The sequence below is a fragment of the Aliidiomarina taiwanensis genome, from assembly GCF_003987015.1.
Lineage (GTDB): Bacteria > Pseudomonadota > Gammaproteobacteria > Enterobacterales > Alteromonadaceae > Aliidiomarina > Aliidiomarina taiwanensis.
This window is the reverse complement of record NZ_PIPQ01000007.1, coordinates 21,478-36,875: the sequence shown is the minus strand read 5'-3', so window position 1 is coordinate 36,875 and position 15,398 is coordinate 21,478. Positions and strand designations below refer to the sequence as shown.

General features: G+C 48.9%; 14 protein-coding genes and 1 tRNA gene. 7 read left to right on the top strand and 8 right to left on the bottom strand.

Annotated features, from left to right (window positions below; translation table 11 throughout):
• Nucleotides 1-57 precede the first annotated feature (57 nt).
• The 4 genes from CWE15_RS09920 to CWE15_RS09905 all read right to left on the bottom strand — a co-directional run bounded on the left by CWE15_RS09920 (nucleotide 58) and on the right by CWE15_RS09905 (nucleotide 4,126).
• Nucleotides 58-133: transfer RNA gene (locus CWE15_RS09920), tRNA-Phe, on the bottom strand.
• 98 nt (nucleotides 134-231) lie between these two features.
• Complete coding sequence (speA, locus tag CWE15_RS09915) at nucleotides 232-2,145, bottom strand: biosynthetic arginine decarboxylase (protein WP_126757933.1); 1,914 nt, start codon at nucleotides 2,143-2,145, stop codon at nucleotides 232-234.
• Nucleotides 2,142-3,059, bottom strand: coding sequence for an agmatinase (speB, locus tag CWE15_RS09910; protein ID WP_241971886.1), 918 nt, complete (start codon nucleotides 3,057-3,059; stop codon nucleotides 2,142-2,144). Before speB ends, speA begins: the two co-directional genes overlap by 4 nt.
• Nucleotides 3,060-3,121: 62 nt before the next feature.
• The gene (locus tag CWE15_RS09905; RefSeq protein WP_126757932.1) at nucleotides 3,122-4,126 is read right to left on the bottom strand and encodes a 6-phosphofructokinase; all 1,005 of its coding nucleotides are present in this window, start codon (nucleotides 4,124-4,126) and stop codon (nucleotides 3,122-3,124) included.
• 109 nt (nucleotides 4,127-4,235) lie between these two features.
• Here CWE15_RS09905 and CWE15_RS09900 point away from each other — a divergent pair, with 109 nt between their 5' ends.
• Nucleotides 4,236-5,309 carry an Ldh family oxidoreductase gene (locus CWE15_RS09900; protein ID WP_126757931.1) on the top strand — a complete coding sequence of 358 codons (1,074 nt, stop codon included), beginning with the start codon at nucleotides 4,236-4,238 and terminating at the stop codon, nucleotides 5,307-5,309.
• A 1-nt stretch (nucleotide 5,310) separates the two neighbouring features.
• Here CWE15_RS09900 and pdxH read toward each other — a convergent pair whose 3' ends face one another.
• Genes pdxH through CWE15_RS09880 form a run of 4 tightly spaced genes read right to left on the bottom strand, consistent with a single transcriptional unit; the run spans nucleotide 5,311 to nucleotide 9,645 of the window.
• Entirely contained in the window at nucleotides 5,311-5,955 is a 645-nt protein-coding gene (gene pdxH / locus CWE15_RS09895; RefSeq protein ID WP_126757930.1) for a pyridoxamine 5'-phosphate oxidase, read from the bottom strand.
• A gap of 4 nt (nucleotides 5,956-5,959) precedes the next feature.
• Complete coding sequence (locus tag CWE15_RS09890) at nucleotides 5,960-6,913, bottom strand: DUF3369 domain-containing protein (protein ID WP_126757929.1); 954 nt, start codon at nucleotides 6,911-6,913, stop codon at nucleotides 5,960-5,962.
• A gap of 25 nt (nucleotides 6,914-6,938) precedes the next feature.
• Nucleotides 6,939-8,612, bottom strand: coding sequence for an amidohydrolase (locus CWE15_RS09885; protein ID WP_126757928.1), 1,674 nt, complete (start codon nucleotides 8,610-8,612; stop codon nucleotides 6,939-6,941).
• A gap of 19 nt (nucleotides 8,613-8,631) precedes the next feature.
• Complete coding sequence (locus CWE15_RS09880; protein WP_126757927.1) at nucleotides 8,632-9,645, bottom strand: hypothetical protein; 1,014 nt, start codon at nucleotides 9,643-9,645, stop codon at nucleotides 8,632-8,634.
• A gap of 120 nt (nucleotides 9,646-9,765) precedes the next feature.
• On the opposite strand from CWE15_RS09880, the gene CWE15_RS09875 reads away from it, so the two are divergent.
• From CWE15_RS09875 to fliE, 6 genes are all read left to right on the top strand, one after another.
• Nucleotides 9,766-10,380, top strand: a complete 615-nt coding sequence (locus CWE15_RS09875; protein WP_126757926.1) for a LuxR C-terminal-related transcriptional regulator — start codon at nucleotides 9,766-9,768, stop codon at nucleotides 10,378-10,380.
• Nucleotides 10,381-10,392: 12 nt separating this feature from the next.
• Nucleotides 10,393-10,938 carry a DUF1285 domain-containing protein gene (locus CWE15_RS09870; RefSeq protein ID WP_126757925.1) on the top strand — a complete coding sequence of 182 codons (546 nt, stop codon included), beginning with the start codon at nucleotides 10,393-10,395 and terminating at the stop codon, nucleotides 10,936-10,938.
• Nucleotide 10,939: 1 nt separating this feature from the next.
• A complete protein-coding gene (locus tag CWE15_RS09865) occupies nucleotides 10,940-12,406 on the top strand; it encodes a sigma-54 dependent transcriptional regulator (RefSeq protein ID WP_275065513.1) in 1,467 nt (488 codons plus the stop codon).
• Nucleotides 12,407-12,492: 86 nt separating this feature from the next.
• Nucleotides 12,493-13,581, top strand: a complete 1,089-nt coding sequence (locus CWE15_RS09860; RefSeq protein WP_241971885.1) for a sensor histidine kinase — start codon at nucleotides 12,493-12,495, stop codon at nucleotides 13,579-13,581.
• Complete coding sequence (locus CWE15_RS09855; protein WP_126757924.1) at nucleotides 13,568-14,929, top strand: sigma-54-dependent transcriptional regulator; 1,362 nt, start codon at nucleotides 13,568-13,570, stop codon at nucleotides 14,927-14,929. The genes CWE15_RS09860 and CWE15_RS09855 overlap by 14 nt, the downstream gene beginning before the upstream one ends.
• A 111-nt stretch (nucleotides 14,930-15,040) precedes the next feature.
• Nucleotides 15,041-15,394: a flagellar hook-basal body complex protein FliE gene (fliE, locus tag CWE15_RS09850; RefSeq protein WP_126757923.1), complete on the top strand. Its 354-nt coding sequence runs from the start codon at nucleotides 15,041-15,043 to the stop codon at nucleotides 15,392-15,394.
• Nucleotides 15,395-15,398 lie beyond the last annotated feature (4 nt).

The following is a 15,398-nucleotide window of genomic DNA, read 5'->3' as shown; positions in this document are numbered from 1 at the left end:
CCAGCCCACTGAATTCCAAATATAAAAAAACCGCCACAAGGGCGGTTTTTTTATATTTGGTGCCCAGAGGCGGAATCGAACCACCGACACGGGGATTTTCAATCCCCTGCTCTACCGACTGAGCTATCTGGGCGTGGGGGCAATTAAACGTTTTTGAGGCCGCAATGTCAAACGGTTTCTGCGAAATACTGACTGAGTGGTCAGGATTTAAACGCTTTGTTGCTTTTTTGGTTAGTTACCGCTACTTAAGTAGGTAGTGCCGGCTAGGCAGCGTTCGTAGAAGTCGGTCCAACGAACGCCTTCGCGTGGTGGTATTTTACCCTGGCGAATTTCTCGGTCGATGGATTTCTTCACTACTTTGGCCATGTAGTCGGTGTTGTACTGCATGGCTTCTAACACTTTCTCAGCGGAATGGCCTGGGACTATTTCTTCAATGTAGAAAGCACCTGGCTCTTCGTCGTGGCTGAATATATGCACTTCCGTTAAACGGCCAAATAGGTTGTGCATATCGCCCATGACGTCTTGGTAGGCGCCGGTTAGGAACATACCTATCGTGTATTCCTCATCCTTTTTTAAGCGATGCATTGGAATGTTTTCACTGATTTGGTTGTGTTCTATGTACTTACCAATTTTTCCGTCGCTGTCACAGGTGATGTCTGCGATAGAACAACGAATATTTGGCTCTTCATTCAGTCGCTGTAAGGGCACAATTGGCAGGAGCTGGCCAATAGCCCAGGTGTCGGCGGCAGACTGAAAAATAGAGAAGTTCGCTAAATACTGGCTGGCGAGCCGGTTTCCAATGTCGTCTAACTCTTGGATTTGGCGGGTGTCCTCGTCGAGGGACTGTTCAATGTCTGTCAAAATTTGCCAGTACATGGTGTCAATTTTTGCCATTTCGACAATGGTTAAAATACCAAGCTTAAAAGCTTCGTAGGTGCTTTGCTTGTAGGCTGCCGCGTCGTTGTAACGCTCTTGCGGGTGCATTTCGGGTGCATTCACCAGCTCGCGCATATTGGTTACAAGTACATGTTCGCCGTCTTCCGGGCTGATATCAAACTCGGTGCCGGTGACACTGACTTCGCCTACCACATTGGTGACCACCATGCTGTGGTGTGCTGTAATAACTCGCCCACTTTCGCTTACCAAGTTAGGGTGTGGCACCTTTTCTAGGTCACAAATTTGCTTCACACTGTAAACAATGTCGGCCACATACTCTTCCGTGGAGTAGTTTCTGGAGGAGTCAGTGGTGCTGCTTGAGCCGTCATAATCAATACCTAAACCGCCGCCGATATCTAAGTACTCCAGAGGTACGCCCATTTGGTGTAGCTTGGCATACAAGCGGGCGCCTTCAATGACGGCTTCTTTGATTTTGCGAATATCAGACAATTGGCTGCCAATATGGAAGTGCAGCAGTTTGGCACAGTGCAGCATGTCATGCTGCTTCAGGTAGTCAATGGCGTTCACAATTTCAGCAATACTCAAGCCGAACTTGGCACGGTCGCCTGACGAGCTTGACCACTTGCCAGTGCTTTTCACCATCATTTTTGAGCGCAAGCCTATCATAGGCTCAACGTTGTACTTTTTGGCTAGGCGCATGAGCATTTCAAGTTCAGAGAACTTTTCGATGACCACGATCATTTTGCGTTGCAGTTGGCGTCCTAGCAAAGCCATGGTGAGGTAGTCTTCGTCTTTATAACCATTCAAAATGGTCAGGGCGTCGGGATTGTCGTTATAAGCCATAACAGCCATCAGCTCAGGCTTAGAACCTGCTTCCAGACCATAGTTGTAGGGTTCGCCTGCGTCCAATATTTCTTCAACGACTTCGCGCATTTGGTTTACCTTAATGGGGTAAACACCAATGTACTGACCTTCATATTCAGCCTCGGCAATGGTGTCGCGAAAGGTTTCGTTTAAAATTTCCACTTGCGAACGCAAAATGTCATGAAAGCGGATAACCGCGGGGAATTGAATGCCTTCCGCCTTCATTTCCGCGAGCACTTCCGCCATATCAATCCCAACTTCGGGCTTACGGTGGTTGGGCGACACCTGGATATTGCCGTTTTCACCAATGCTGAAATACCCAGCACCCCAGCGGTTTACACCGTATAAATCTTCTGAATCTTCAATGGTCCAAGATGAATTCATGACCGACTTCCTTCTAAAGCGAGTATGACCTCGCGGACTACTTTAGCGGCAAATACATTCGAGTTTCCTGTTGGGTCAATTTCAGGAGATAACTCGACCACATCGGCCCCAACGAAGTTACGCGCACGTAATAGTTTTATTAAGGCGACAAACGAATGAAAGTCTTCACCACCTGGCTCTGGTGTACCTGTACCAGGTAAGTAAGACGGATCGAAATAGTCTAAATCGAGGGTTAGATAAATTGGGCGATTGGCCGGAATGTCGGCCACGCTTTGTAAAAAGGCCTCTCGAGAAGTTCGCACTGTTTGGTGCTTGTGCATCCACTGGTACTCGTCGCGGGTTCCTGAGCGAATGCCATACTGAATAAGCTGATGGTCTGGGCCAAAATGGTCGAGGGCTCTACGAATAATAGAGGCATGGGAGTAATGAAAACCATCGAAGCCGTCGCGCAAGTCCGCATGGGCGTCTAAATGCAGCAGCACCAGGTCGGGGTATTGTTGTAAATACTTGGCAATAGGCGCGTAAGATATAGAATGTTCGCCTCCTAATGTCAGTACTTTTATGCCGGACTCGACCAAATTAATAGGCGCAAAAATGCTATTAAAGGTGTCTGTGGCATAGCGCCATTGGCTTTCAACGTCTGTGCTATCACCTAGCTGTAAATTACCTAAGTCATAAAAAGCGTGATCTTCAAGATCTGCGTCTAGGTAAGGTGAATAGGATTCAATGTCTTCTGATACGGCGCGCAGGCCGTCGGGCCCGTAACGTGTTCCCTTACGGAAACAGGCGGTACCGTCAAATCCAAAACCAATTAAATGCGTGCTGTTTGCAGTTAACTCGGTGGCAATATCAGCACCGAAGTAACTACGTACAGGCTCATCTAAAGAAACAGTAGCTGGGATGGCGTAGGTCAAAATCCAATACCTCTCAATGAATAACAGCGCTTTCGTTTGAAGACGCGGCCATATTATCGCAGTTAGCGGCCATTTTCAGAAGTGAAATTTACGCCTTGAAGGCTAAACTGTAAGTCGACAAGGCTTTGGTCTAGGGGCTTGTCTCGTGTGAAGGTACGCGTAATGGGTACTTCCACAACATGTTCATTGGCAAAGCCTATCATCATGTCGCTGCTGCCACTTAATATAGCCGAGATAGCCGACTGGCCCAGCTGGGTCGCTAAAATTCGGTCTTGGGCATTCGGGCGGCCCCCACGCTGTAAATGCCCAAGAGGGCAGGGATGGCAGGTTATTTGAGTCGCCTGGCTTAAGTTTTCAGCTAGGCCGTGGACACCGCCTGGCCAAAGGTTTTCAGATAAAATAACGATGTAGCTGCCGTCGGGAAATTTCTTACGGGCTTGTCGAATATTATCCGCTAAGTCGCCTAGGCTAGGCTGTGGGTCGATTTCTGGCAATATCATGGCTTCTGCAGCGGCTGCTATGGCAGCATGCAAACCGAGAAAACCAGCGCGGCGGCCCATGACTTCAATAATAAATACGCGGGCCATGGCTTCAGCTGTTTCACGAATTTTGTCAATGGCTTCGACGGCATTGTCGACGGCGGTGCTAAAGCCGATGGCAACATCTGTACCGGTTAAGTCGTTGTCGATAGTGCCAGGAATACCGATGACTTGCTTCGACCAAAACTTCGATAAATGATGAGCACCACGAAAAGAGCCGTCACCACCTATCACGATAAGTGCATCGACGCCGTCGGCGTCTAGCTGCTCTGCTGCTTGAATCGCGATATCGTCACGCTGGAACTCGGGGTAGCGTGCACTTTTTAAAAAGGTTCCCCCCCGTTGGCTCACAAGCCGCATGTCGTCGGGGTGAATAGGCTGGGAAAGCCCTTCTACAATGCCTCGAAACCCATGCCGGTAACCAACAATGTCGATGCCTTCCTGCCAAGCTGTATTCACAATAGCGCGAATACAGGCGTTCATCCCTGGTGCGTCACCACCGCTGGTAATTACTGCAATTTTTTTCACATCCTTCCTCCGTTGCTTGGCGTGATCTGATAGCTTAACGAACATCAGGCCGCTGACCAAGCGGCGATTTAACGATACACTGTATTTTTCTTTGTTGGCCGGAGTTTTTATGCAAAATAATGTGCGCATTCAATACCAGGAATTGCGGAGCTGGGCTGAAAAATGCTTAGTGACCGCTGGCGCAGAAACAAAGATGGCCCGGGTGATGGCCGAGTCATTACTGGCGGGAGACCTGCTGGGCTTTCGCACCCATGGTATACGCCGCTTACCCTATAACGTAAAACAATTAGTGACAGGGAACGCCAAGGCTACGGGCACACCCACAGTGGTTAAGTCGCGGGCGGCTGTGGCCCATTGGGATGCAGAGCACTTACCGGGGCTGTATGTGATGCCCCAAGCGGTAAGTGCCGCAATTGACATGGCGCAAACTTGCGGCACAGGCACCTTGGTGGTGCGTCGAATGGAGCATGTGGCGAGCTTGGCGGCGTATTTAGAGCAGGCAACCGCCCAGGGACTTCTTATCAACATAGTGGTGTCGACTCCAGCTCAAGCCAGTGTTGCCCCCTTTGGCGCTACGTCGCGAGTATTTTCCCCGAACCCGTATGCGCTGGGCGTACCGACATCGAGCGCTCCATTACTGCTAGACATGAGTTTGTCTGTGACGGCTGCGGGCAAAGTGCGACAGGCTTACGACCACGAAGAACTACTTCCTTGGGAAGCTTTGGTGACAGCGCAAGGGGAGGGAACTAATGACCCTGCGAGCTACTTTGGTGAAGCGCCACGCAGTGCTTTATTGCCTTTGGGCGGCCTAGACTTAGGTTATAAAGGATATGGTTTGTGCTTAATGAGCGAAATATGGACGATGGCTTTGTCGAATTATGGTCGTGTACAAGGCGCGTCAGACGGCGAGTGTAATACAGCCTTTATTCAAGTCATGGACCCTGAAGCTTTTGGAAGTTCTGAGCAGTTCTTACACGTCACCGATGATTTATTACAGCGGTGCCGAGAGGCCACCCCTATAGACGATTCGGCGCCTGTGCGAATACCGGGAGAGCGTGCTGCGGCACTGAAAGCAGAGCAGCTGGCGCTTGGAGTGTCTATTTCAGGGCTGACTTGGCAAAAACTGCAACGTTGTGGCGAACGCTTAAAAATAGCCCCGCCACAAAGCGTTACCGAAGAGTAAGTTAGGGCTGTAGCCGTTGTTGCTGCCAAGTGTTGTCGGCAAGGCGGGTATACACAAACCGGTCGTGCAAGCGGGCTTTAGCGCCTTGCCAAAACTCATACTGGGTGGGCTTCACAATGAAGCCGCCCCAATGTGGCGGGCGGGGAATGCTGGGCTCGTCTTTAAAGCGCTCTTCAAGAGCATGGAACTGGGTGTCAAGAGCGTGCCTGTCGGCAATAGGTTTACTTTGTTCCGAAGCCCACGCTGCCAGTTGACTGTTGCGTGGGCGAGAGGCGAAGTAGGTGTCGTTGTCGGCGTCGGACAGTTTTTCAGCTACGCCTGAAATAGACACTTGGCGTTCGAGAGGGAGCCAAGCGAAGTGCAGGTTGCACTGAGGGGTGCTCAGTAACGTTTGCGCTTTATTGCTGTTGTAGTTGGTATAAAAAACATAACCCTCAGGGCTTGAGCCTTTCAGTAAAACAATGCGCTGGCTTAAAAAATGCTGAGGGTGATAAGTGGCCAGCAGCATGGCGGTAGGGTCGATAAGCTCTTTTGAGTTTACAGCCGCATCAAACCATAGCTTGAATTGCTCATGGGGTTCAGGGTGAAGGTGGTCTTGGTGTAAAGCGTTACGGTCATATTCACGGCGTATTTTGTCGATACTCATACAATTACTCATTTTCATTGGCATATGTTTGGGCGTGCTCGAAGGCAATGGCCGTATTGTTCATAAACATATCGAGCAGCTTTCGCTCGGTTGGGTCGAGCTCTGTTATGCCTGAAATATATAATAAATAAGAATGGTTTGCTGAAGCTTTATACATTCCATAGTAGGTATTCCCAATGATTTCGAAATCGACAGGGTTTGCCCGGAGGTTGAGTTTTTCTACCACGTCTGTATCGATGAGGTCGTGAACTGTATTGCCTATTTTTTCGATGTAAGCTCCTGTGGCTGCCACAATATGCATGGGCTGCAGCTGATCACAGGAAGCGGTGAAGCCATCAATACGGTAGTAAGCCGCAGTATTCGAGCGGGTAAGTAGGGCCACGAGCTGCTCAAGAATACCTTGGCTGAGTTGGTTCATGGAGCGGGCATTAAAAATTTCAGCCGAGGCGATAATAATGCGCTCTAGGCCTGACTTGTAGTTCTCAATGGCTTGCAGGTCACGAAAAGCACGTAAGCTAGAGTACATCAGTGTCATGAGCTTACGGTAGGTGAGCTCGGTTTTTTCTTTGTAGTCATCTATTTCGTACTTGGCAATTACTTGCTCTTCCGGAGCTTGGCCTGGCTGCCCAGTGCGCAGCACAATACGGACCATTTTATTCTTTAGCTCTTCACGGGTCCATTTGGCAAGTTCGAGTCCTGCGTGGTCGTTTTCCATCACTACATCAAGCAGCATCATGGCAAAGTCGTCTCGTTGACTGAGAATTTCACGTGCTTCAGCCGCCGAATACACTGAGGTAAATTCAAGCGAACGACCGTCAAGTTCGAAGTCGTTTAAGGCCATTTTGGTAATAACATGAATTTCTTCGTCGTCATCGACGATGAGTACTTGGAAGGGGGCGACAGAGTCCGTTTGCTCCGCTGGGTTGGTGTCGTCTGCAAAGAGAAATAAATTGTCCATGAAGTATGCGCCTTCCAAAGATTAATTATGGTTGCAGCTGATAGCGCCGCTGGCCAGCAATGTAGGTACTTAATACTTTAACACGCCATAGGTTGCTTGGCTTGATTTTGAATGGGTCTTTGTCGACGACAATAAAGTCGGCAAATTTACCAGGCTCTAAACTGCCGGTGACGTCTTCGTAATGCCCTGCCCAGGCTGCGTCAATGGTAAAGCTGCGTAAGGCCTCAGCAACTGTCATGGCTTGCTCAGGGTGCCAACCGTCGACTGGTTGGTTGTTTCTGTCTTGACGTGTGACAGCAGCATGAATGCCATAAAAGGGGTTGCTTAATTCAACGGGAAAGTCAGAGCCAGCAGCTACTAAACTTCCTTGGTCTAAAAAGGTACGCCATGCATAGGCCCCTGCCAAACGGGTGCTGCCTAAGCGGTCTTCAGCCATATTCATGTCGCTTGTCGCATGCGTGGGCTGCATGGAAGGGGTAATACCAAGCTCTTTAAAGCGCGGAATGTCGTTTGGGTGAATAATTTGTGCGTGCTCAATACGGTGACGTAAGTCTGTTTTGTCGGTACCTTGCGCTTGGAAAATACCTTCAAAGGTGTCAAGTGCTAAACGGTTTGTGTAGTCACCAATTGCGTGGTAGTTCACTTGGAAGTCGTGTTCAATGGCGAGGTTGAACAAACGCGCAACTTCAACTTCTGGGGTGACTAATAGCCCGGAGTTTTCAGCGTCGTCGCTATAGGGTTTGAGTAAAGCCGCGCCCCGGCTACCAAGTGCCCCGTCGCCATATATTTTAACGCTGCGTACTTGTAGTAAGTGGTTGTCGGTGCGGTGAGGGCCTTCCGCCAACAGGCTTTCCAGTGCAGGGTCACTGGCACTGAGCATGGCGTGTATCCGGATCATGTTGCCGGCTTCGGCATGAGCTTGGTAGCTTAGTAGGGCTTGTTTGCTTACGCCAGCATCGTGAGCTTGGGTAATGCCTTCGCTAAGCAATTGCTGAAAAGCAGCTTCTTGATAGGCCATGACTTGTTCGTCACTGGCCGCTGGTATGTGTTTGCGCACCAATGCCATGGCTGTGTCGATAAGAATACCTGTGGGCTCGCCCTGTTCATCTTTTACAATTTCACCGCCTGCAGGCGAGGGGGTGTCGCGGGTGATGCCTGCTATTTCAAGCGCACGGCTATTGGCCCAGCCAGCGTGGCCGTCAATGCGGGTCAGCCAAACAGGACGGTCGCTTAAAACCTGGTCGAGGTCTTGACGCGTTGGGAAGCTCTGTTCAGGCCATATAACTTGGTTCCAACCACGCCCGATTATCCACGGGAGCTCAATGTTCGCTTCCGCGTAATTGGCCACCTGTGCGACCGCCGATGTGCGGCTAGTGAGACCACGCAAATCAAGCTCTGATAGGTTTTGCCCAAGGCCTGTGACATGGCCATGGGCGTCAATAAGGCCTGGCAACACAATACGTCCAGCTAAGTCGACTCGCTCGGCATCAGGAGCCAATTCGAATAGACCGCTGTCGCCTGTGGCAACAATTTTCCCTTCACGCACCAGCATGGTTGTAAACCGGTTTAAGGCGGCATGTTCACCATGCCCTTCGACAAAGGTATAGCCGGTGAAGTTATGGTACAAGGTGGTGTGCGCAAACAAAGGGGCACTAAACACCAGAAACAGAAGGGTGACAGCAAAACGAACAATGTGCATAGCCTGACTCTTATTTGTGTTATGGATGCTTCAATATACGTGTTTTTTGCCAAATTTGTAGTGTGCCTCGAGAGTTTAACGTAAGGATTACACTGTCTTGAGCGTGCATGGCAATAGTGCGACTATTTTTCTGCAGCCGACGCTTGGCTTGGTAACTAGCTAGCACTTGCTGAGTCGACATATTGAAACTGAGCCAGCTGCTTTGGCCGCCGCCAATAATAAGTGTATTTTCGAGCGCTAATATACTGGCAATGTTTTGTGTGTCAGGAATTAATATAGGTTGCTGTGCTAGTGTTGGGCTTAGCTCCCAAAGCTGCAGTGTTTGTTGGCGGGCTAGCGGGCTCAGGCTTTCACGGGTTATAGCGTAGAGGGAGTACCCAATAGCGACCAAGGAATGAACGGGTTGTTCCAGAGAATACTGCTTGGCTAGATTATAATTGCTCTTTTTCCACAGCCAAACAGTCCCCTGCTGGGTCGCCACATAGAAGTGATCAGCCGTGGGCGTACCAACAGCTGACACTTTCGGTAACTGCTCAAATAAAGTTTGCGCTGGTTGTAATGTATTTGAAGTGTCAAAACCGTACCAAAGTACTTGCTGTGTTTCGGTCGCGAGAAGTAGACCGTGCTCGGAAACGGCCACGAAGCGAATACCTTCAGGCACCGTCAGTTTGTGGTTGGCGGTAGGCTGCTCGGTTAATTGTAAAAGGTGTAGGTGGTATCTGTCGTACACCCACAGGTGTGAATTGTTTTGCCATGCGAGCTGCCATATACCTTCCGGCGCAGGTAACTGGAACAAATACTTGAGGTCACCTTGTTGGGTGTATAAGCCGATGTCTTGGCTAACGCTCAGAGCAAGCTCCCCTTGCGCGGAGAACGCCGCGTCATGAATGCTCCAATCACCCAGCTGTTTTTGAGAGAAGCCTGGAGGTGCTGGCGAGCAAGCGAGCAGTGAATTTGCCAATAAAAAGCAGAAACAAAGGCGCAGTGCTAACATATGACTAATATTTTTGTTAAAGTTAGTGACCTTGTTCATATACTTACCTATGCTTATAGTTGCAGGCAGCGAATGACGTTACAGCTGCGTCAGCTGAAGTAAATCATAGAGTTATAACTCACTTAACCATAGGGTACTGGCTCGGAGTTTAAATTACGCATGAAAATTTTAATCGTAGACCCGCAATTTATTACACGCTCAGGCTTAATTTACTTGCTCACTAGTTATAGCTCCGATGTTGCTATATATGAAGCAACGGATTTAGATGTTGCACAAGGGTACTTGCAAAGTGGCGAAACGTACGACTTAATATTCTCCGAGTTAGACTTGCCTGATGCTGAGTATAAAGAGGTTGTCAGCCGTTTAGCGCAATTAGCACCCGAGGCCCATATTGCCCTGTTTACTTGGCGTCAACTTCGTTCGGATATTCAAGAGTGCCTAAGCCTAGGTGCGCACAGTTACCTGAACAAAGAAACCACCGCAGAAGAGTTTAAGTTAGCCGTGCATGGCATTTTACAGGGTAAAGCCTATGTACCTGATATGTCATCAAGTCATGGTGATCGCCTAAGAACCGATTCAGGCCGTAAGCTTTCACCACGACAGCAAGAAATTATGCAGCTTTTAGCGCAAGGGCTTTCAAACCGTGAAATAGCAAATATTTTAGGCATTACAGAAGGCACTATCCGCGTTCATTTATCGTCAATTTTCAAAGCTATTAAGGTGTCGAACCGTACTGAAGCCACCTTATGGTACCTATTAAAACAGAAAGGCTAATAGGCAGTTGGCATGCGGCTAGAAGAGTTACAAAAGCAATTAGAGCAACAACATAGGGCACCCACCGAGAATTGGAGCCCTGCTTTTTGCGGTGACTTAGATATTACCATCGAAGCCAATGGAGACTGGCTTTATGAAGGTGGTGTGATCAAGCGGATGCCACTAGTGAGGCTCTTTGCCAGTGTTTTGGTACAAGAAGAGGGCGAGTACTTTTTAGTGACGCCCGTGGAAAAAATACGAATTCAGGTAGTGGACCTTCCTTTTCTGATTACACAATGGAATAAAGTGGACTCGGACCAAGGGCCAGTTCTGCAAGTAGAAACAAATATTGGTGAGCGTTACTTATTAGGTGAGGAATACCCTGTGGTAACGGAAAAGGAGCTGCCAGCCGTAAGAATTCGAGATGACTTGCTAGCACGTGTGCACCGAAATGTATATTATCAGTGGGCTGAGATACTCGACACACACCGTGCAAATGAGGCTCCGGGATATTACTTGGAAAGTGGGGCGAGCCGCTTCAAAATAAGTGAGCTCGCTGAAAAAGGAAGAGGTAAGTAGTTTGTCTACAAAGCACAGTATTGTTGTTTGCGTTGTTTCTTCGAGCAAGGACACGGCACGTTCATTAAGTACTATTTTCAGCTTTGTTGGGGAAAAAGTTGAGCAGCTGTCGCTGGAAACCCTCGAGCACAAACTAGAACTGACTCCTCAACTGCCATTAGTTGTGGTGTTAGATGATGTGGCAGCACAACCTGGGTTGTTAAAGCACTTTCCTGGAACGCCATTTATTTTAACGGAGCGGGCCGAACAGAAGCTGCGCGAGTATAGCAACTGCATTGGTGTTTTGTCGGAAGCGCCTACCTATGGGGCTGTTATTCAACTTCTACACTTTGCGCAGGAGTACCATGCGCAAAAACCCGATCAACAGAAGACGGTGCATGCTGCACAACTGAACCAACTAACGCAAACCCTTGTTGGGCAAAGTGCGGCCATGCGAAGTGTCCGCGAACAGGTGGTGCAGGTTGCGCCCTCTAACGCGAATGTGCTGATTCTGGGTGAGTCGGGAACGGGTAAAGAAGTGGTGGCGCGTGGTATTCACGACTGTTCGAAGCGGGCCACAGGGCCTTTTGTTCCAGTTAACTGTGGTGCCATTCCAGCTGAATTGCTTGAAAGTGAGCTTTTCGGTCATGAGAAAGGGGCCTTTACGGGGGCTGTGGGCATGCGCAAAGGGCGTTTCGAGCTAGCCCAAGGTGGTACTCTTTTCTTGGATGAAATAGGGGATATGCCTTTGCCCATGCAAGTAAAATTACTGCGGGTTTTGCAAGAGCGTGAGTTTGAACGTGTGGGCGGTAATAAAACCTTAAAAGCAGATGTGCGTATAGTTGCTGCAACTCACCAAGGCCTTGAAAACCTAATAAGTGAAGGCAAGTTCCGAGAAGACCTTTTTTATCGTTTAAATGTATTTCCAATAGAAATGCCGGCTTTAAGGCAGCGCGATGGTGACATTCCCTTGCTTGTGAATGAGCTAGTGAGACGTATGCATGATTATGAAGGTGAGTCGATACGTTTTACTGAAGGCGCAATGGCTTCTTTAGCGAGGCAACGTTGGTCGGGAAATGTGCGCGAACTGTCGAACCTGGTAGAGCGCCTAACCATTACCCATGCAGGGCGTGTAGTTGACGTGGCTGACCTGCCAGGCAAGTATCGTGATGAAAGTGTTGAGCCGTATACGCCTGTATACCCAGACGAAATGCACGAGCGCGACGCCCTAAACGCCATGTTTGCTGAAGACGAAGCAGAGCTTGATAACGTATTATACGAAGAGAATGGTGGCTTTATTCCCGCGAGCTTGCCTAAAGAGGGCGTCGATTTACGTGCTTTGCTGGGCGACTTGGAAGTTGAGCTGATTCGCCAAGCGCTTGAGCAGCAAGAGTGGGTTGTTGCCCGGGCAGCGGAGCAACTAGGTATGCGCCGCACAACCTTAGTTGAAAAAATGAGAAAGTATCAGCTAACCCGCAGCGACGCTTAACCCCTTCATTTAGTTACAAACTTTCCTCCTGCCTTGTTGGCATGCCGCTTGCATGATTGTCTCTAAGAATGATTGGAGACAATATTATGGCGCAAACTTCTGCAGTGATGAATTTTACTCGCACACGAGTAATGCAAACACCTTCCCGCGAAAGGGTGGGTGTGCATGTTCGTAGTTTAGTGCAAGCGATGCCCAATGGGGTTGTGCTACTCGATGCGCGAGGCTATGTACGAGAAGCCAACCGCGAGGCGATTCGCTTGCTTGAAGAGCCTTTAGAGGGAGAACTCTGGCGGGCTGTGATTGAGCGGGCATTTAGGCCGCAAGCCGATGATGGGCATGAAGTGTCTCTTCGTTCTGGGCGCCGAGTAAGGCTTGATATTTCGTCGCTAGCGCCCGAACCGGGCCAGTTAATTGTATTGACCGATCTTTCCGAAACGCGGGCTTTGCTTGAACGTATTAGCCACCTACAACGACTGACTGCCATGGGGCGAATGGTGGCGTCTTTGGCGCACCAGGTGCGTACCCCCCTGTCTGCCGCTTTACTCTACGCAGAAAACTTAGAGCGAGGCGACTTGTCTGGCCCGCAACAAAAAAGGTTTGCAGGACGTCTAACGGCCCGCTTAAAAGACTTAGAGCAGCAAGTAAATGACATGCTGCTGTATGCCAAAAGCGGGGAACAGCAACCGGTTTCTAAAGTTAGCCTGAATGACATTCTGAATTCACTTAAAGACCAAATTGAACCTTTGGCCGAACGTGAAAACGTTACCGTATGCATTGAAAACAACGTGGAGCATGGCAGTGTGCTGGGCAACTTAAACGCATTAACGGGTGCGTTACAAAACCTTGTTATCAATGCAATTCAAGCAAGCAAGGCAGGCGACCGTGTGTTGGTGCAGCTTGAGCAACAAAAAGACACCCTGTATGTGCAGGTAAAAGACACGGGGACTGGCATTAGCAAAAGCGATTTAGAGCAAGTGTTTATGCCATTTTTTACTCGAAAAAGTCATGGTACTGGACTGGGCTTAGCGGTAGTGAAAACGGTGATGAAAGCGCACCAAGGACATATTGAGGTAGAAAGTAAAGAAGGGGAAGGCACCCGCTTTACCATTCAGCTGCCCTTAGCCAATAGCAGTGCTTTTCACTCGGATCAGGAGGTATGTTATGAGTCATCATAAAAATATTTTATTGGTTGAAGATGACTTAGCTTTACAAGAAGCCTTGGTAGATACCCTAGATTTAAATGGCTACAAAGTGCGGACAGCTAATAGTGCCGAAGACGCATTAGTTGCTGTGCAAAAGCAAATGCCCGGCTTGATATTAAGTGATGTGCAGCTAGGGGGCATATCCGGTATACAGCTGCTAGCCAGTTTGCAGCGGCAAGGCTATGACATACCCGTAATTATGATGACTGCCTACGCCCATGTAGATGATGCCGTAAAAGCAATGCAAATGGGTGCTGTTGACTATTTAAGTAAGCCATTTGTTACGGATGAGCTGTTGGACTTAGTAGCCCGCTATGCACCGCGGGTAGAAATGGACATTATTCGCCCCGTGGTTGGCGACGCGTCCAGTGAAGAGCTTCTTCGATTAGCGCAACGTGTAGCCAGTACTGAAGCCACGGTTATGGTCACAGGGCCCAGTGGTTCAGGAAAAGAGGTGCTAGCTCAGTACATTCATGCCATGTCCAACCGACGTGACGCGCCATTTGTAGCTATAAACTGTGCAGCAATCCCCGAGAATATGCTGGAGGCTACTTTATTCGGATATGAAAAGGGGGCCTTTACCGGTGCGGTACAAAGTTGCGTTGGAAAATTTGAACAAGCGAATAGCGGCACCATACTACTCGACGAAATTACCGAGATGGACTTAGGCCTTCAAGCGAAGATTTTGCGGGTTATTCAAGAGCGTAAAGTTGAACGACTGGGTAGCCGTAAAGAAACGGATTTAGACATACGAATTATTGCTACCAGCAACAGGGACGTGCAAGAAGCTGTGGCACAAGGTGTTTTTAGGGAAGACTTGTATTATCGGCTGAATGTGTTCCCGTTAAATTGGGCCGCCTTAGCAGAGCGTCCGGGCGACATATTGCCGCTAACAGAGCATTTATTAGAACGCCATTGTGCACGAGCGGGTACAGCGATACCGAACCTAAGCATGGAAGCCCGAAAGAAGCTGTTGCAATACCACTGGCCAGGGAATGTACGAGAGCTGGAAAATGTTGTGCAGCGAGCCCTGATAATGCATTTGGACGGTTGCATTGAAGCACGAGACATTATGCTCGATGCGCGCTTTCAGGCAGTTGATCAGCAGCAAAGCCGAGCCATTATGCCTGAGCAGGTACTGCCAGGCGACACGGACAAGCTTGGGAATGAGTTAAAGGTGCAAGAGCAAGAAATTATTCTTGATACGCTAACGAAGTTTTCTGGCAAACGTGGAAAAACAGCCGAGGCGCTTGGTATTAGTCCACGCACCTTACGCTATAAGCTAGCAAAAATGCGTGAAGAAGGTATTACCATTCCTTAAGCAAGCCTCAAAATACGCCACAGAAATAGTTGGCACTTTTTATGCATTAAACCTCTTATCTAAGAAGCTGTCGAAATCTTGACGCTTGCAACGGTAAGAGGTTTTTTTGTTATGAAGGTCACGAACAATCCACTTTTAGCAGATATGCAAAGCATGATCGCTGAGATGCGTGCGCAGCAAGGTGTAACTCAAATACCGACTCAGCCGAGCCAAGCTGTAGAGCCTACAGGTAATACGTCTCGAGCTGACTTTGGCGCTATGCTGAAGTCGGCAATCGACAATGTGAATGACCTACAGCAACATGCGGGCGAACTGAGAGGCCGTATTGAAATGGGTGACCCAAATGTTTCTATTGCTGAAGGTATGATTGCCGCTCAAAAGTCGAGTATTGCCTTTGAAGCGGCTGTGCAAGTACGTAATAAGGTTGTGGAAGCGTACGAAAAAATTATGCAAATGCCGGTTTAATACT